The organism is Nitratireductor aquimarinus (assembly GCF_017255295.1).
Lineage (GTDB): Bacteria > Pseudomonadota > Alphaproteobacteria > Rhizobiales > Rhizobiaceae > Nitratireductor > Nitratireductor aquimarinus.
Genome location: NZ_JAFKDE010000013.1, coordinates 91,316 through 108,666, shown reverse-complemented (window position 1 = coordinate 108,666; position 17,351 = coordinate 91,316). Strand labels below are relative to the sequence as shown.

The following is a 17,351-nucleotide window of genomic DNA, read 5'->3' as shown; positions in this document are numbered from 1 at the left end:
GCTCATGCCTCCGCCCGCGCCATGTGGTCGGAACCAAAACTCTGCCAGTTGGCCGGCTCCGGCTCGAAGCCCAGTGGCCGCACCAGCGACGGCACCTGCCGCGTGTCCACCTCAAAGGTCTCCTTGCGCCGGTCGACGCTCGGCACCGCCGAGATCAGCCGTTTCGTATAGGCGTGTTTCGGATCGGAAAGGACCGACGCCGCATCACCGATCTCGACGATCTGCCCCGCATAGACCACCGCGATGCGGTGCGCGATGCGCTCCACCACCGCCATGTCGTGCGAGACGAAGAGATAGGCGAGGCCGAACTCGCGCTGCAGGTCCACCAGGAGTTCCAGCACCTTCGCCTGCACCGAAACGTCGAGCGCCGAGACGGCCTCGTCCAGCACCACCACGGACGGGTTGAGCATCAGCGCGCGGGCGATACACAGGCGCTGCCGCTGGCCGCCGGAAAACTCGTGCGGATAGCGCTGCAGCGCGTTCTCCGGCAAACCAACCCGGTCGAGCAGCATGCGCATGCGCGCCTGCGTTTCACCGTTCAGCCCGCCACCGGCGGCAATCACCGGCTCGGCCAGAATGCTGTCCACCCGAAGTCGCGGATTGAGCGAGGCATAGGGGTTCTGGAACACCATCTGCACCGGCTTGCTGCTCTGCCGCGCCGCGCCATTCGTGTTCGCGGAGAAGGTGCCGCGCGTCGGCTCGACCAGCCCCAGAATGGCGCGCGCCGTGGTCGATTTGCCCGAACCGCTTTCGCCGACAATGCCCAGCGTCTCGCCCGGCATCAGGTCGAAATCCACCCCGTCCACCGCATGAACCGCACCGGTCTGCCGGCGCAGGAGACCGCCGGTCACCGGAAAGCGAACCGTCAGCCCTTCCACTTTAAGCGCCGGCGCGGCGCTTGGCTCGTCGGCCCGGCGATAGTCGGTGCGCGTGGCGCGCCCGGCCTCGAAATGCGGCACGGCGCTCAGAAGATGCTTCGTATAGGGATGCTGCGGCGCATCGAGCACCGCGTCGAGCGGTCCCTGCTCCACCGCCTCGCCATTCTGCATCACCATCACCTTGTCGGCGATGCCGGCCACCAGGCCGATGTCATGGGTGATGAAGATCATGCCCATGCCGGTCTCGCGCTTCAGCTCGGCGAGCAGCGCCATGATCTGCGCCTGCACCGTCACGTCGAGCGCCGTGGTGGGCTCATCAGCGATCAGAAGACGCGGATTGCACGACAGGGCCGTGGCGATCATCACGCGCTGGAGCATGCCGCCGGAAAGCTGGTGCGGACAATATTTCAGCCGGCGCGCGGCATCGGGAATGCGCACCCGGTCAAGCGCGTCCTTCGCCGCTTCCCGCGCCTGCCGGCCGGTCAGGCCGCGATGCAGGCGGAACGATTCCTCGATCTGCTCGCCAATGGTCAGAACCGGATTGAGCGAGGTCATCGGCTCCTGGAAGATCATGCCGATCTCGCCGCCGCGGATCTTCGTCAGCTCCTGCTCACCGGCTGCTGCCAGATCGAGCGTGCTGCCGTCCTCGCGCCGGAACCGGATGGACCCGTCGATGATGCGGCCGCCACCGAAATCCACCAGCCGGTTGATCGACAGCGCGGTGACGGATTTGCCCGAACCGCTTTCGCCGACTATGGCCAGCGTCTCGCCGGCAGCGAGATCGAAGTTCACGCCATGGACGATTTCATTGTCTTCTGGCTTGCGGCCGAAACCGACGCGCAGGTTTGAAACGGACAGAAGCGATGTCATGCGACCGACCTCCGCGTCTTGGGATCGAGAATGTCGCGCAGCGCATCCCCCAGAAGATTGAAGCCGAGAATGCCGATCATGATCGCAATGCCCGGGAAGATCAGGAGCCAGGGCGCCATCTCCATCAGATTCCGGCTGTCGGCGAGCATCAGGCCAAGCGACGAGGCCGGCGGCTGCGTGCCAAGACCGAGAAAGCTCAGGCCCGCTTCCGTCAGAAGGCCCCATGCGAGCGCCAGCGTCACCTGCACCGTCAGCGGCGCGACGAGGTTCAGCATCAGATGGCGCGTCAGAATGTAGTTGCGGCTCGAACCGAAAGTGCGCGCGGCGTCCACGAAGTCGCGCGTCTTCAGGGAGAGCGCCGGCCCGCGCACCACACGGGTGAAGATCGGTGTGTAGACGATGGCGATGGCCATCACGCTGGTCCAGGTGCCCGGCCCCACGATTGCGATGATGAGCAGCGCCAGAAGGATCGCCGGGAAAGCCAGAAGCACGTCCATGAAGCGCATGATCGTGCCGTCCCACCAGCCGCCGAACCACGCGGCCGCAAGACCGAGCACAATGCCCGCCACAGCCGCCAGCGCCACCGAGGCGAAAGCGACGATGAAGGACTGGCTGATGCCCAGCATCAACCGGCTCGCCACATCGCGGCCGAACAGGTCCGTGCCCATCCAGTAGGTCGCGTCGGGCGCATGCAGACGGTCGACGCGGAACTGCATCAGCGGGTCATGCGGCGTGATGCCGAGAAGCCCGAGAATGGCGATGATGATGTAAAGGCCAACGATGGCGCCGCCGATGCGGCCGCTCGAATGGCTGAAAATGGCGCGCAGCAACTGCATCACTTGCCCCCCAGCCGAATGCGTGGGTCGAGCACCGCATAGGCGAGATCGACCAGAAGATTCACGATCATGAAGTTGAGCGCGATGAACAGGACCGAGCCCTGCACCAGCGCGTAGTCGCGCTGGAGAATGGCGTCGAGCACCATGCGCCCGAGGCCCGGCAGCGCAAAAATCTGTTCCACGATCACCGCGCCGCCCAGGAGATAGCCGAACTCGACGCCGCTCAGCGTCACCACCGGGATCAGCGCGTTGGGCAGCGCATGCCGCCAGATCACCTTGCGCGCCGGCACGCCCTTGGCGCGCGCGGTGCGGATGTAATCGTCGCTCAGAATGTCGAGCATGGCCGAGCGCGAAATGCGCGTCACGGCGGCGGCGAAGGCAAAGCCCAGCGTCAGCGCCGGCAGGATCATCTGCCCCAGATTGCGCAGCGGATTTTCAAGGAAGGGCGTGAATTCGCCCATGGCCGGCAGCACCCCGAAGCCCACCGACAGCACATAAATCGCCAGAAGCGCGAACACGAAATTCGGCGTCGACTGGCCGATCATCGCGAAGATGCGCACGGCGAGATCGGACGGCTTTTCATTGCGCGTGGCGGCGAAGATGCCCGCCGGAAGACCGATGGCGAGCGCGATGACCATGGAGAGAAGCGCCAGTTCCAGTGTCAGCGGAAAGCGTTCGAGAATCACGTCGAGCACCGGCTTGCCGAAGGTCACGGACACGCCGAGATCGCCCTGAACCGCACCCGCAAGCCAGCGCCAGTACTGGGTGAACCAGCCCTGATCGATGCCGAAATAGGCCTCAAGCGCTGCGCGCTGATCGGGCGTCAGAAGCCCGGCCTCTGTTCCCAGCATGGCCGTGATGGCATCGCCCGGCACCAGCCGGATCGAGACAAAGACGAGGATGGACACCCCGAGCATGACCAATGGAAAGGTCATCAGCCTTCGGGCCAGGTAATTCATGAAGCTTCCACTCCGTGTCCTTCTAACTGCAATCGTCTTGTGCCGTGGGGTTGAGGGCCGCGCCCTTCATGCCGCCCCCGTGGTTCGACAAGCTCACCATGAGGGCTGGGGATCAGTTCTCACATTGAGGACCTTGGCCCCGGCACTCTGAGGGTTTGAACCAAACACCACACATCTCATACGCCTCCGGTACCGACCTGCAGATCATTGCAGGGTGACGGGCCATCAATAGCCCTCATGGTGAGCTTGTCGAACCACGAGGGCGCTGGGCGGAGCCGCATCAAATTCTCACGTTTCAAGCGCGACAGGGCGCCAGGCGCAAACGGGGCCGCACCTGAACGTGCGGCCCCATTTCGCAATCACTCGCCGACCGTTACCTCGGTCAGGCCGAACAGCGTGCCGGTCGGGGAAGGCACGAAGCCGCCCACATTCTTCTGCTGCGCGGTGTAGGTGTAGCCCGTGTAGAGCCAGATCCACGGCGAAACCTCGGCGAGATGCGTCTCGAACCTGGAGAAGATCTCCTTGCGCTTCGCCGGGTCGGTCTCTTCGCGGCCCTCCTGCATCAGGCTGTCCAGCGTGTCGTCGATATAGTTGGCGACATGCTGCAGGTTGCCTGCCTTGGTCCAGTAGCGGTTGTACATGGAGAACGGATCAGCGCGACCGCCATTCAGAGCCACCGCCATGTCGAAATCACCCTTCAGCCAGGTGTCCACATAGACGTTGAGCTCCATCATCTTGATGTCGAGATCGATGCCGATCTCGGCAAGCTGCGACTGGATCACCTGTGCTTCGGCAGCGGCTGTGGGCGGCTCGCCCGTGGCTGCGATCACCGTTGCGGAAAAGCCGTCTGCATATCCGGCCTCGGCCATCAGCGCCTTGGCCTTCTCGACATCGCGCTCATAGCAGAACAGCGAAGCCGGGTCCGAGCGGTAGGCCGGCATGGTCAGCGGGCCGGTCACGGCGCCCTCGCCCAGAAGCGCTGTATCAAGCACGTCCTGACGGTCGATGGCGCAGGAGATGGCCTGACGCACGGCCAGTTCCGTCATCGGCTCGCGCGACGGGTTCAGCTGCAGCACGTGATAGGCCAGAACCGGCGTGCGGCTCAGTTCGAGGCTCGCCTCGTTCGGCACCAGCGTGGCCACGAGCGGATCGTTGATCAGCGCGAAATCCACCTGCTTGGTGCGCAGCGCCGCCAGAATGGCGGTCTCGTCCGGCAGAACGGAAATGTTGATGCCGTCGACCTTCACCTCGCCGCCGGCCCAGTCCGGGTTGGCGCTCAGAACCTCTTTCTGGTTCGGCTCCCAGCTGTCCAGCTTGAACGGGCCGGAGCCGATCGCCTTCGTGCCGATCGTGCCGGCCTCGATCTCGCTCGCCGGAGCAACGGCAGCGTTGATGCTCGTCATCGCCGTCAGCATCGGAACGTCCGGCTGCGACAGGTTGAAGACAACGGTCGTCTCGTCCGGCGTGTCGATGCTCTCGATGGAGGTGAAGTTGGCGCGGGCGGCAGCGCCCGTCGCTTCGTCCAGAATGCGCTGGAAGGAAGCCTTTACGTCAGCCGACGTCACCTTTTCGCCGTTCTGGAACTGCGCATCGCCATCCAGCTTGAAGGTCAGCGTCTTGCCGTCCTCGGAGAACTCCCAGGTCTCGGCCACTGCGGGAACGATCTGCAGCTCGGCGTCGAGACGCACCAGCGGCTCATAGACCAGTTCCAGAAGCCGAAGCGACGAGAAGGCCGTCTGCTTGTGCGGATCAAGACCCGTCGCGTCCTGCGACCAGGCCATGCGCAGCGTCTCGGCCGCAGCCGGCGCAATTGCCGTCGTTGCGCCGAGCGTTGCCGCGAGCGCCACCGACGCTGCGAAATTCTTCATCAAAGTTTTTCCCATGATCATCTTCCTCCGAAAGCGATTGATGCCAGCGGCCTTTCGACGGACCGCATGAATGCCTGCTTCACTTGCTGGCCGTCTGGCCCTGCCTGTCGTTTATTGCCTTGCGCAGAAAGCCGCCAGCCTGCTCGAGCGCCGCGCGCGCCTCCTCCACATCCATGTCCGTCAATGCGATGAAGATCGCGAGTTTCACATCATTGCCACTCTGGCCCAGCAGCGTCTCGGCCTCGTCCGCCGAGCAGCCCGTTGCCTCCATGACAATGCGCGATGCACGCGCCAGAAGCTTCTGGTTGCTGATGTTAACGTCCACCATCAGGTTCTGGTAGATCTTGCCGATGCGGATCATGCTCGCCGTGGAGAGCATGTTGAGGATGAGCTTCTGCGCCGTACCCGATTTCATCCGCGTCGAGCCGGTCAGGATTTCCGGCCCCACCACGGGCGCGATGGCGATATCGGCAATCGCGCCGATGGCCGAATCCGGGTTGCACGAAAGCGAAACGGTTTTCGCACCGGTCTCGCGGGCGTATTTCAGGCCGCCGATCACATAGGGCGTGCGGCCGCTCACCGCGATGCCCACCACGACATCCCTGTCGGTGAGCGCCAGATCGACAAGCGCCTGCCGTCCCTGTTCCGGCTCGTCTTCCGCGCCTTCAACGGCGTGCCTCAGCGCATGGTCGCCGCCGGCGATCACCCCGGTCACCATGTCTTCGGGCACGCTGAAGGTGGGCGGGCATTCCGAAGCGTCGAGCACGCCGAGCCGGCCGCTCGTGCCAGCGCCCATATAGATCAGCCGGCCACCGTTCTGAAACGCCTCGACGATCCGGTCGACGGCTTCCGCGATCTCCGGGATCACCTTTTCGACGGCCAGCGGCACGTCCTTGTCTGCCGTGTTGATGAGTTTGAGGATTTCGGTCGTCGGCTGCAGATCGATCTGCATCGTGTCGGGGTTGCGTCCTTCCGAAACGAGCTTTTCCAGCTCCGACATAAGCGTCTGCGCGTTCATAACGTCTCCCGAAATCGCCTTCCGGCGCGCGGTCTCACCGCTTTCGCCGGTCTACTCGCCTTTCAGAAGTGTTAAGATTGAAAATTCCAAGAGTCAATTACAGTTAGGAATAATCTATTCCTGTCCGGATGCACGGAAACCCCGACCGGACCGGCTCTCCCATGAGAGCTGGCCCGCCGGTTCAGGTACAAAATGACCGTCTGGAAACAGGATGGCGGGGTGCCGGCGCCCCCCCCCCCGGAAGGAGGAGGCCGGCGTCCGATTCAGCCTTCGCGCAGCGCCGTGATGCGTTTCACCATGCCTGCAGTTGCGGCATCGCGATCGGCAGCGTCCGCCTTGCCCTCGACCACGGGCAGGAGTTCCGTGGCGAGCTCCTTGCCCAGCTCCACGCCCCATTGGTCGAAAGCGTTGATGCCGAAGAGCTGCGCCTCGACGAAAACCCGGTGCTCATAGAGCGCGATCAGGCGGCCAAGCGCATAGGGATCAAGCTTGCGGTAGAGAACCGTCAGCGACGGCCGGTTGCCGGTGAAGACCCGATGCGGCGCGATCCGCCTGATCTCGTCTTCGGGGAACCCCTTGTCCAGAAGCTGCGCTTCGGCCTCGGCCAGCGTGCGCCCCTTCATCAGGGCTTCAGCCTGCGCAAGACAATTGGCCACCAGCAAATCGTGATGGTGCTGCAGGCCAGCCTCATGGCCTTCCGCCGCCAGCATGAACTCCACCGGAATAATGTCGGTGCCCTGGTGCAGAAGCTGGAAGAAAGCGTGCTGGCCATTGGTGCCCGGCTCGCCCCACACCAGCGGCCCGGTGGGCGTGATGACCGGCGAACCGTCGAGCCGCACGCCCTTGCCGTTCGATTCCATATCGAGCTGCTGGAGATAGGCCGGCAGCCGCTCAAGGCGCTGGTCATAGGGAATGATCGCGCGGGCCGGATAATCGCACACGACCCGGTGCCAGTAGCCGACGAGACCAAGAATAGCCGGCAAATTTTCTCTGAGCGGTGCGGATTTGAAATGCCGGTCCATGGCTTCCGCACCGGCGAGCAGACGGCGGAAATCATCAGCACCAAGCGCGATCATGATCGGCAGGCCAATGGCCGACCACAGCGAATACCGCCCGCCGACCCAGTCCCAGAATCCGAACACGCGCGCCGGATCGATGCCGAACTCCGCCACCTTGTCGAGCGCGGTGGAAACGGCGGCGAAATGATCGCCCGTCGCCGACTGCCCGAGCTTTGCGGCGACCCATTTCTGCGCCGTGCGGGCATTGGTCATCGTCTCGATGGTCGTGAAGGTCTTCGAGGCGATGATGAAGAGCGTGGTCTCCGGATCGAGCCCCGACAGCGTGTCGGCAATATGCGCGCCATCCACGTTGGAGACATAATGAAGGCGCGGCCCGTCATGATAGGGCGAGAGCGCCCGCGTCACCATGACGGGGCCAAGGTCCGAGCCGCCAATGCCGATGTTCACCACATCGGTGAAGGCCTTGCCGGTCGCGCCATGGATCGCGCCCGAACGCACGCCGTCGGCAAAAGCGTCCATCGCCTCCAGCACGGCGCGCACATCCGGCATCACGTCATCGCCGTCATTGTAGACAGCACCGCCGGAGAGCGCGCGCAGAGCCGTATGCAGCACGGCGCGGTCCTCGGTGACGTTGATGTGTTTGCCGGCAAACATATCGTCCCGCGCCTGCTCCAGCCCGGCCGCTTCGGCAAGCTTGAGGAGCAGCCCCACCGTTTCCTCGTCCACTGCGGCGCGCGAATAATCCAGCGTCAGATCGTCGAGAGCGAGCGAGAAGCGGGCAAAACGATTCGGGTCGGAATCAAAGGCGGCGCGCATATCCATGGGCGCGGTTTTCCCGCGATGCTCCTGAAGCGCAGCCAGCGCGGTTTCGAATGCCGTGTCCAAGGGGGCCCTCCTGCAAAAAGAAACGCGCCTCTTTTATCAGACAAAATGAGGCGGCACAGGGGGTTGCTGGCATCCATCAATTTCTTTGTTGGAACAATCAATTGTACCAGGGTTGACATGCATTGCCCCAAGGTTACGCTCCGCCCCGGAGAGGAAAACCATATGTCAGCCAGAAACGACACCGCCCTCTGGACCGGTCTGTTCAAGATTTCCCCCGAATCGGGACAGACGCTCCAGGCACAGATCCGCCAGGCCATCGTGTCGGCAATTCTCGATCGCCAGATCGCCCCTTCCATGCCGCTTCCATCCTGCCGCATTCTCGCGGAAAAGCTGGGTGTTGCGCGTGGTACGGTGGTGCTGGCCTTCCAGCAGCTCGTCGATCAGGGCTTCCTGATCGCGCGCGAGCGCCGCGGCCACTTTGTCAATCCGGAGGTGCTGGCCGCGCCCCCGCGCCCGCCGCGCAAACAGGGTGGCAAGGATGGCGTGAACTGGGGCGAGCGGTTCCAGATTCTGGCCAGCGAAATGCCCGAGCCGCGCAAGAACGAAGACTGGATGAAGGCCTCTTATCCTTTCGTCTATGGGCAGTTCGATCCGGGGCTTTTCCCGACCGCCGAATGGCGCGAATGCAACCGCATGGCGCTTGCCGTTCTGGAGATTCGCAACTGGGCGGCCGATATGGTCGACCGTGACGACCCGCTCTTGATCGAGCAGATCCAGGCGCGGCTTCTTCCGCGTCGCGGCATCTTCGCCAATCCCGACGAAATCCTGATCACGCTCGGCTCGCAGCACGCGCTTTACATGCTCGCCACGCTGCTCATGAGCCGTGGCAAGAAGGTGGCCGTGGAGAACCCCGGCTATCCCGACGCGCGCTCCATCTTCCAGCTCGCCGGCGCGCAGATCGCACCGGTTCCCGTCGACCGGCAGGGCATCGACGTGGCGCAGATTCCGGAAGATGCAGACTTCGTTTTCGCCACGCCGAGCCATCATTGCCCGACCATGGTGCCGCTCAGCCAGGCGCGCCGCGAGGCGCTTCTGGAAGGGGCGGAGCGCAATGACTGGATCGTCATCGAGGATGATTATGACAGCCAGCTCGCCGACGAGCGCCCGCAGGCAGCCCTCAAGGGGCTCGACCGCACGGGCCGCGTTGTGCATCTGGGCTCCATGTCCAAGACGCTCGCACCGGGCCTGCGCATGGGTTACATCGTTGCCCCGGCTGACCTGATCGCAGAACTGCGCGCCTTACGCCGCTTCATGCTGCGCCATCCGCCGGCCAACAACCAGCGGGCCGTGGCGCTGTTCCTGTCGCTTGGCCATCACGACACGCTGGTGCGCCGTATCTCTGCGGCTTTCGAGGAGCGGCGTGAAAAGCTTTATCAGGCTGTCGGCGACATCCTGCCGGACTGGAACGCAGCCGACATTCGCGGCGGCACCTCGCTCTGGCTCGAAGGCCCGCCCGGACTGGACACTGTGGCCCTTGCCAAATCGGCTGCCCGGCGCAGCGTGCTGATCGAGCCCGGTGCGCGCTTCTTCATTGACCGCCCGCGCGCGACGCAGTTCATGCGGCTTGGCATTTCGTCCATCGCGGCCCAACAGATCGAGCCCGGCATCCGCGAACTCGCAGCAGCCGCTTCCGCCGAACATCGACGCGCCGCTGCATAACCGCAGACAAAGGCCCCTCCCGGTTTCCGGGACGGGCCTCTTTCAAAAGACTGCCAGCGCCATTCCCGCCAGCGCGCACAGCACCACCACCACCCATGGCGGGGTCTTCCACACCGTCAGAAGCAGAAAGCCGACCGCCGCCAGCGCAAAGTCTGCCGGTGCAAGGATCGCCGTGGTCCAGAGCGGATCGTAGAGAGCCGCCGCCAATATGCCGACCACCGCCGCATTCGTGCCCATCATTGCCGCGCGCGCCGCATCGAACTGGCGGAAACGGTCCCAGAAGGGCGCAACGCCCATCAAAAGCAGGAAGCCCGGCAGGAAGATCGCGACAAGCGCGATTGCAGCGCCGGCCACGCCCGTGGGCGGCATGTCCAGAACCGCGCCCAGATAGGCAGCGAATGTGAAGAGCGGCCCCGGCACCGCCTGCGCCGCGCCGTAGCCGGCAAGAAACGCATCCTGCGAGACCCAGCCAGGCTCGACGACGCCCGCCTCAAGCAGCGGCAGCACCACATGCCCGCCGCCGAACACCAGCGCGCCCGCACGATAGAAGGTGTCGAACACGGCAAGCCCCTGCGTCATCTGCCCTGCCAGCGGCAGACCGAACAGCAGAAACGCGAAAAGGGAAAGGCAGATGATCCCGGCGCGCTTCGACAGCCCGAAGGCCACCGTCTGCCCAGCCTCACCGACCCTATCCCGGCACAGCCACCAGCCAAGCAGCGCGCCTGACAGAATGGCCGCAATCTGCGCGAAGGCGCTGGCCGCTAACGTCACCAGAACAAGCGCTGCAAGCGCGATGCCTGCGCGCTCGCGGTCCGGGCAGAGCGACCGCGCCATGCCCCACACCGCCTGCGCCACCACGGCCACCGCCACGATCTTCAGCCCGTGCAACAGCCCCGCGCCGAGCGGATTGTCGAGCGCCCCCGCAAAAAGCGCGAACGCAAAGAGAAGCAGGGCCGAAGGCAGGGTGAAGGCCGCCCACGCGGCTGCCGCCCCCATGGGGCCTGCCCGCAGGAAACCCAGCGCAAAGCCCACCTGGCTGCTCGCCGGGCCGGGCAGGAACTGGCACAGCGCAACGAGGTCCGCATAGGCCTTTTCGTCCAGCCATTTGCGCCGCACCACCAGCGCGTCGCGGAAATAGCCGAGATGCGCGATGGGGCCACCGAACGAGGTCACACCGAGCTTGAGGAAGACGCGGAAAACCTCTCCCGCCGTTCCCTTTGCCTCTGCCCCTGTTCCGCCCCGCACGTCGCTGTCGCTCATTGTTCCACCTGATGTCTCGGCCGATTCGATGTCGCATAATCGCGGCACATGTCACCTGCAAGACAAGACTGGTCACCCGCAAGACAACACTGCCGACGCCCGCGCGGATGGACAAGACGCAAGCAGTGGGTTAGCCAGATTGAGACATGATTTCAGGAGGGACGCGCCATGGCCATGGTCATCGAAGGTGAAGAACGCATCGAAGCGCCGGTGGAAACGGTCTGGCAGGCGCTGAACGACCCGGATGTGCTGAAAGACTGCATTCCCGGCTGTCAGGAACTGGAAAAGACGTCGGACACCGAGTTCGAGGCAATCGTCGCCCTGAAGATCGGCCCGATCAAGGCCAAGTTCAGCGGCGCGGTTGAGCTCACCAATCTCAACCCGCCGCACTCCTACACGATCAGCGGCGAGGGCAAGGGCGGCGTGGCCGGTTTCGCCAAGGGCGGCGCCGATGTGTCGCTCAAGGAAGACGGCCCGGACGCCACCATCCTGACCTACAGCGCCAAGGCCGATGTCGGCGGCAAGATGGCCCAGCTCGGCAGCCGCCTCATCCAGTCGACCTCCAAGAAGCTGGCCGGCCAGTTCTTCTCCGACTTCAACACCCGCGTCACCGGCGGCGACACGGAAGAAGCCGAAGCGCCCTCAGCGTGAGGACGCTTTTTCGTTCTGGAGATTTCCTGATCGAGCGGGTCGTTGTTTCAGTGAAACGCTGCCCGCTCTTTCTCTGTTGCACCTGAATACGCAAGGGCGCATGAACAAATGTCAGGCGCGGGCAACTGACTGCAAGATGCCCTAGCCCTTGAACACGGGCTTGCGCTTTTCGAGGAACGCCGCGACGCCTTCGCGGTAATCGTCCGAGCGGCCGGCCTCGCGCTGCAGCTCGCGCTCCAGCTCCAGTTGCGCGTCGAGAGAGCTTCCCGGCGCAGCGTGAATCGCCTTCTTGATCAGGCCATAGGCCTGCGTCGGGCCGTGCGCCAGCTTGGTCACCAGCGCTTCGGCCTCTTCCATCAGGGCTTCGTCTTCCACGGCACGCCAGATCAGGCCCCAGTTCGCAGCATCTTCCGCCGAGAGCGGCTCGCCCGTCAGCGCCAGCGCCTTGGCGCGCGGCTCGCCCAGAATGCGCGTCAGGAACCATGTGCCGCCGGAGTCCGGCACCAGCGCGATTTTTGCGAATGCCTGGATGAACTTCGCCGATTTCGCCGCCAGCACGATGTCGCATGCCAGCGCGATGTTCGCGCCGGCGCCGGCCGCAACGCCGTTGACCGCGCAGACGATGGGCTTGTTCATGCCGCGCAGCTTGCGAACCAGCGGATTATAGAAATTTTCGATCGTATAGCCGAGGTCCGGCTTGCTTTCCATCTTGGCCGGATCGCGATCGCCCAGATCCTGCCCGGCGCAGAAGCCGCGCCCCGCGCCCGTCAGAAGCACCGCACGGCAGCCCTCATCCGCAGAACAGGCTTCCAGCGCGTCCCGCAGCGCCACATGCTGCGCTTCGTTGAAAGCGTTGAGCTTTTCCGGCCGGTTCAGCGTGATCCGGTGCCAGCCATCAAGGCGCTCATGGAGAATGGTTTCGGTGTTTTCGACGCTCATGCTTCAACCTCCAGAGCAAATGGCACGCGATTGGCAGAGCGTCCCGCGCACGCCCGAACGGGCGTGCGGTGCTCCCTGATGGCGGTTACGTTACACAGGCGACCGCTTTGTTCAATCGCCCGTAACGCATTATTCCCCTAACGCATTAATCGAAGACGATGGCCGGGGCCTCGTCCGCCGCGCTCTGCATGGCCGCTGCCAGCTGCGTCTGCACCTTAGCGGCGATGTCCCTGTAGACCTTCGCCTGCGCGCCCTCCGGGTTCGACGCCACAACGGGCGTTCCCGCATCCGAGGTTTCGCGCACATCCATCGTCAGCGGCACTTCGCCAAGGAACGGAACGCCAAGCCGCTCCGCCTCGTTCTTCGCGCCGCCATGACCGAAGATGTCGTAGCGTGCGCCCGTATCGGGGGCGAGGAAGTAGCTCATATTCTCGACGATGCCGAGCAGCGGCACATCCACCTTGCGGAACATGTTCAGCCCCTTGCGCGCGTCGATCAGCGCCAGGTCCTGCGGCGTCGAGACGATTACCGCGCCGGCCAGCGGCACCTGCTGCGCCATGGTCAGCTGTGCGTCGCCCGTGCCGGGCGGCATGTCGACCACCAGCACGTCCAGTTCGCCCCACGCCACGTCGCGCAGCATCTGCCGCAGCGCCGAAACGACCATCGGGCCGCGCCAGATCATCGGCGTGTCTTCCTCGACAAGGAACCCCATGGACATGACCTTCACGCCGAACGCCTCCATCGGCTTCAGCGTCTTGCCATCGGCGGTTTCCGGCTTTCCCGTGAGGCCGAGCAGACGCGGCATGGAAGGCCCGTAGATATCCGCATCGAGAATGCCGACCCTGAGCCCGAGCGTCTTCAGCCCCAGCGCCAGGTTGACGGCGGTGGTGGATTTGCCGACGCCGCCCTTGCCGCTGGCCACGGCGACGATGGCCTTGATGCCCGGCACATCCTGCTTGGTCGGCTGCTGACCGGCTTGTGCGGCGGGGCCACCCGGCATCGGACGCTGGGGTGCCGGTTTCGGACGCGGCGGTGGTGTGGCGCCCATGCCGCCGCCCTGCTTCTCGGCTGTCAGCGCCACCACGGCGCCCTTGACGCCCGGCAGCGACTTCACGGCGTTCTCCGCCGCCTGCCGCAGAGGCTCCAGTTCCTGGGCGCGGCTCGATGGCACGGTGATCGAGAAGAACACCTTGCCGTCGGCGATGAAAATCTCCGAGACGAGCCCGAGCGAAACGATGTCGCCCTCCAGATTCGGCCCTTTCACGGACTTTAAGCGGTCGATGACGGTCTGTCTGTCGAGAGTCATGTGCACGTGCCTTTGCTTTTTCTCCCAGATAAAGCAGATGGGTTCGATGGCCAAGAGAGGCAAATCGACCGACCCCGTAATGCAGCATTGCCAAACCGCCCCGTCACGCTCTGCAAGATGGGCGCTCTGCAAGATGGATTGCCCGCAGCGCGGCTGCGCTGTAGCGTCGGCGCATGATCGACAAGCTGGAATTTTTCATCGCGCTCGCCAGGGAGCAGCATTTTGGGCGAGCGGCAACGGAGCTCGGCGTCACGCAGCCAACGCTCTCAGCCGCCATCAAGCAGCTGGAAGACCAGCTCGGCGTCATGCTGGTTCAGCGCGGATCACGCTTTCAGGGCCTCACGCCCGAAGGCCAGCGCGTGCTGGAATGGGCGCGTCGCATCGTTGGCGACACGCGCACCATGCGCGCCGAGATGAAGGCTGCGCGGCGCGGTCTTGCCGGCCATGTGCGCATCGCGGCGATCCCCACCGCGCTCGCCATGCTGCCCGAACTCACCACGCCCTTTCGCGACAAACACCCCGAGGTGACCTTCTCGATCATCTCGCGCACCTCGCTGGAAGTTCTCTCGCTTCTGGAGAATTTCGAGATCGACATCGGCATCACCTATCTCGACAATGAGCCGCTCGGCCACGTCGCTGCCGTACCGCTCTACTCCGAGCGCTACCAGCTCATCACCGCCGCAAAGAGCCGGATGTCCGACCGCGAGAGCGTGACCTGGAAAGAGGTGGCCGACCTGCCGCTTTGCCTTTTGACGCCGGACATGCAGAACCGCCGGATCATCAACAAACACCTGGAAGAAGTGGGGGCGACGGCCCACCCCACGCTCGAATCGAACTCGATGATCGTGCTGTTCTCCCATATCCGCACCGGGAAATGGGCCTCGATCATGCCGCTCAACCTGGCCGAAGTTCTCGGCTTCTCCGAGCCGATCCGCGCCATTCCCATCGTCGAGCCCGACGCCAGCCACCTGGTCGGTCTGGTCGCCGTCAAGCGTGAGCCGCACACGCCGCTCGTCTCCGCCCTGCTCTATGAAGCGGGCCTTCTGGCCGAGCGATACGGCGAGCATCGATAGAAATTTTCTATCGTCTGACGGATATGCTATATTGATCCTTCACACGGGATTTGTTTCTCCTCCAGAACGAGCATCGTTAGGGAGGGCGCTGCGAGATGCAGCAAGCACGTACCGAAATCACTTCCGCCGTCGAGGTCATTATCGACCGCTGGAAGAACGAAGAGGGCCCGTTACTCCCCATTCTCAATGGGATTCAGCGGGAACTCGGCCATGTGCCGCGTGAAAGCCTGCCCATCATCGCCGAGGCCCTCAACCTGACACGCGCCGAAGTTTATGGCGTCGTATCGTTTTATCACGACTACCGCGAGAAGCCGGCAGGCCGTCACGTGCTGAAACTGTGCCGGGCCGAAGCCTGCCAGTCGATGGGCGGCGATGCGGTGGCCGAGAAGCTGCAGAAGCTGCTCGGCATCAAGTTTCATGAGACCTCCGCCGATGGCGCGGTGACGCTGGAGCCTGTCTATTGCCTCGGTCTGTGCGCCTGTGCGCCCTCCGCCATGCTCGACGGCGAGGTGATTGGCCGGCTGGATGAGGCGCGGGCCGAGGAAATCGCAGCAGAGGTGCGGGCATGACCATCAACATCTACATTCCGCGCGATGCCGGTGCGCTGGCGCTGGGCGCCGAAAAAGTCGCTGCCGCCGCGCGTGAGGAAATCGGGAAACGCGGCCTCGACGCGAAGATCGTTCGCAATGGCTCGCGCGGCATGTTCTGGCTTGAGCCCATGGTCGAGGTGGAAACCGCCGAGGGCCGCGTGGCCTATGGGCCGGTGAAGCCCGGCGATGTGGCGGGCCTGTTCGACGCAGGCCTGATCGAAGGCGGCGCGCACGACCTCTCCCTCGGCAAGCCTGAGGAAATCCCCTTCCTTGCAAAGCAGACCCGGCTGACCTTCGCCCGTTGCGGCATCATCGATCCGGTCTCGCTTGAGGACTACGAGAAGCATGGCGGCCTCCGTGGCCTGCGCAACGCGCTTGAAAAGACGCCGCTCGGCATCGTCGAGGAAGTCACCGAATCCGGTCTTCGCGGCCGTGGCGGAGCAGGCTTCCCGACCGGCATCAAGTGGAAGACGGTGCACGACACCGACGGCCCGCAGAAATACATCGTCTGCAACGCCGACGAAGGCGATTCAGGCACCTTCTCCGACCGCATGATCATGGAAGGCGATCCCTTCGTGCTCATCGAGGGCATGACGATTGCCGGCATCGCGACGGGCGCGACCAGGGGCTATGTCTACCTGCGTTCGGAATATCCCAATGTTCACCGCATCCTGAACGAGGCCATCGACGCCGCCCGCGCCGCCGGCATGCTCGGCAAAAGCGTGCTCGGCTCGAAATACGCCTTCGACATGGAAGTGCGCGTGGGTGCCGGCGCTTATGTCTGCGGTGAGGAAACGGCGCTGCTCGACAGTCTGGAAGGCAAGCGCGGCCAGGTCCGCGCCAAGCCGCCGCTGCCGGCGCATGAAGGCCTGTTCGGCAAGCCGACCGTCATCAACAATGTGATCTCGCTCGCCTCCGTGCCGATCATTCTTGACAAGGGCGGGGCCTATTACCGCGACTTCGGCATGGGCCGTTCGCGCGGCACCATTCCGATCCAGATCACCGGCAATGTGAAGCATGGCGGATTGTTCGAGGCAGCTTTCGGCATGACGCTCGGCGAGCTGGTGGACGATATCGGCGGCGGCACCGCCACGGGCCGTCCCGTGCGCGCCGTGCAGGTGGGCGGTCCGCTCGGCGCTTACTGGCCGCGCGACCTGTTCGACACGCCCTTCGACTACGAGGCGTTCGCCGCCAAGGATGGCCTCATCGGCCATGCCGGCATCGTTGTCTTCGACGATACGGTCGACCTTCTGAAGCAGGCGCGCTTCGCCATGGAGTTCTGCGCCGTGGAAAGCTGCGGCAAGTGCACGCCCTGCCGCATCGGCTCGACGCGCGGTGTCGAAGTGCTCGACCGGCTGAAGCAGGGCATCGCGCCCGAAGAGCAGATCGAGACCGTGACCGATCTCTGCAACACGATGAAGTTCGGATCGCTGTGCGCACTGGGTGGCTTCACGCCTTACCCTGTCATGAGCGCACTGACCCATTTCCCGGAAGATTTCCGCCCCGCGCCCGTGCGCGAAGCAGCGGAATAGGAGGAAAC

The 17,351-nt window shown here is 64.3% G+C and carries 14 protein-coding genes; 5 read left to right on the top strand and 9 right to left on the bottom strand.

Annotated elements, in window-relative coordinates; translation table 11 throughout:
* Positions 1 to 2 precede the first annotated feature (2 nt).
* From JYP46_RS20320 to pgi, 6 genes are all read right to left on the bottom strand, one after another.
* On the bottom strand, positions 3 to 1,748 hold the full coding sequence (locus tag JYP46_RS20320; protein ID WP_206549142.1) for an ABC transporter ATP-binding protein: 1,746 nt from the start codon (positions 1,746 to 1,748) through the stop codon (positions 3 to 5).
* Positions 1,745 to 2,584, bottom strand: a complete 840-nt coding sequence (locus tag JYP46_RS20315) for an ABC transporter permease (RefSeq protein ID WP_065816583.1) — start codon at positions 2,582 to 2,584, stop codon at positions 1,745 to 1,747. Before JYP46_RS20315 ends, JYP46_RS20320 begins: the two co-directional genes overlap by 4 nt.
* The gene (locus JYP46_RS20310; RefSeq protein ID WP_113153785.1) at positions 2,584 to 3,543 is read right to left on the bottom strand and encodes an ABC transporter permease; all 960 of its coding nucleotides are present in this window, start codon (positions 3,541 to 3,543) and stop codon (positions 2,584 to 2,586) included. The genes JYP46_RS20315 and JYP46_RS20310 overlap by 1 nt, the downstream gene beginning before the upstream one ends.
* 359 nt (positions 3,544 to 3,902) lie before the next feature.
* The gene (locus tag JYP46_RS20305; protein WP_222474308.1) at positions 3,903 to 5,411 is read right to left on the bottom strand and encodes an ABC transporter substrate-binding protein; all 1,509 of its coding nucleotides are present in this window, start codon (positions 5,409 to 5,411) and stop codon (positions 3,903 to 3,905) included.
* Positions 5,412 to 5,490: 79 nt separating this feature from the next.
* On the bottom strand, positions 5,491 to 6,429 hold the full coding sequence (gene murQ, locus JYP46_RS20300; protein WP_206549140.1) for an N-acetylmuramic acid 6-phosphate etherase: 939 nt from the start codon (positions 6,427 to 6,429) through the stop codon (positions 5,491 to 5,493).
* 263 nt (positions 6,430 to 6,692) lie between these two features.
* Positions 6,693 to 8,333, bottom strand: a complete 1,641-nt coding sequence (gene pgi, locus JYP46_RS20295) for a glucose-6-phosphate isomerase (protein ID WP_206546575.1) — start codon at positions 8,331 to 8,333, stop codon at positions 6,693 to 6,695.
* Positions 8,334 to 8,495: 162 nt separating this feature from the next.
* Between pgi and pdxR the strand changes: the two genes are divergently transcribed.
* Positions 8,496 to 9,992 carry a MocR-like pyridoxine biosynthesis transcription factor PdxR gene (gene pdxR, locus JYP46_RS20290; protein WP_113153782.1) on the top strand — a complete coding sequence of 499 codons (1,497 nt, stop codon included), beginning with the start codon at positions 8,496 to 8,498 and terminating at the stop codon, positions 9,990 to 9,992.
* A gap of 42 nt (positions 9,993 to 10,034) precedes the next feature.
* On the opposite strand, the gene chrA is transcribed toward pdxR, so the two are convergent.
* The gene (gene chrA / locus JYP46_RS20285) at positions 10,035 to 11,252 is read right to left on the bottom strand and encodes a chromate efflux transporter (protein WP_206549139.1); all 1,218 of its coding nucleotides are present in this window, start codon (positions 11,250 to 11,252) and stop codon (positions 10,035 to 10,037) included.
* Between the two features lie 168 nt (positions 11,253 to 11,420).
* Between chrA and JYP46_RS20280 the strand changes: the two genes are divergently transcribed.
* Positions 11,421 to 11,903: an SRPBCC family protein gene (locus JYP46_RS20280; protein WP_113153780.1), complete on the top strand. Its 483-nt coding sequence runs from the start codon at positions 11,421 to 11,423 to the stop codon at positions 11,901 to 11,903.
* A gap of 141 nt (positions 11,904 to 12,044) precedes the next feature.
* On the opposite strand, the gene paaG is transcribed toward JYP46_RS20280, so the two are convergent.
* Together paaG and JYP46_RS20270 are read right to left on the bottom strand one after the other, a co-directional pair.
* Entirely contained in the window at positions 12,045 to 12,842 is a 798-nt protein-coding gene (paaG, locus tag JYP46_RS20275; protein ID WP_206549138.1) for a 2-(1,2-epoxy-1,2-dihydrophenyl)acetyl-CoA isomerase PaaG, read from the bottom strand.
* A gap of 145 nt (positions 12,843 to 12,987) precedes the next feature.
* Positions 12,988 to 14,148, bottom strand: coding sequence for an Mrp/NBP35 family ATP-binding protein (locus JYP46_RS20270; protein ID WP_206549137.1), 1,161 nt, complete (start codon positions 14,146 to 14,148; stop codon positions 12,988 to 12,990).
* 173 nt (positions 14,149 to 14,321) lie between these two features.
* Here JYP46_RS20270 and JYP46_RS20265 point away from each other — a divergent pair, with 173 nt between their 5' ends.
* From JYP46_RS20265 to JYP46_RS20255, 3 genes are all read left to right on the top strand, one after another.
* Positions 14,322 to 15,221, top strand: a complete 900-nt coding sequence (locus tag JYP46_RS20265; RefSeq protein WP_113153777.1) for a LysR family transcriptional regulator — start codon at positions 14,322 to 14,324, stop codon at positions 15,219 to 15,221.
* Between the two features lie 95 nt (positions 15,222 to 15,316).
* Positions 15,317 to 15,790 (top strand): formate dehydrogenase subunit gamma, encoded by a 474-nt coding sequence (locus JYP46_RS20260; RefSeq protein WP_113153776.1) that lies wholly within the window; start codon positions 15,317 to 15,319, stop codon positions 15,788 to 15,790.
* Entirely contained in the window at positions 15,787 to 17,343 is a 1,557-nt protein-coding gene (locus JYP46_RS20255; RefSeq protein WP_206546570.1) for a formate dehydrogenase beta subunit, read from the top strand. Before JYP46_RS20260 ends, JYP46_RS20255 begins: the two co-directional genes overlap by 4 nt.
* The last annotated feature ends 8 nt before the right edge of the window (positions 17,344 to 17,351 follow it).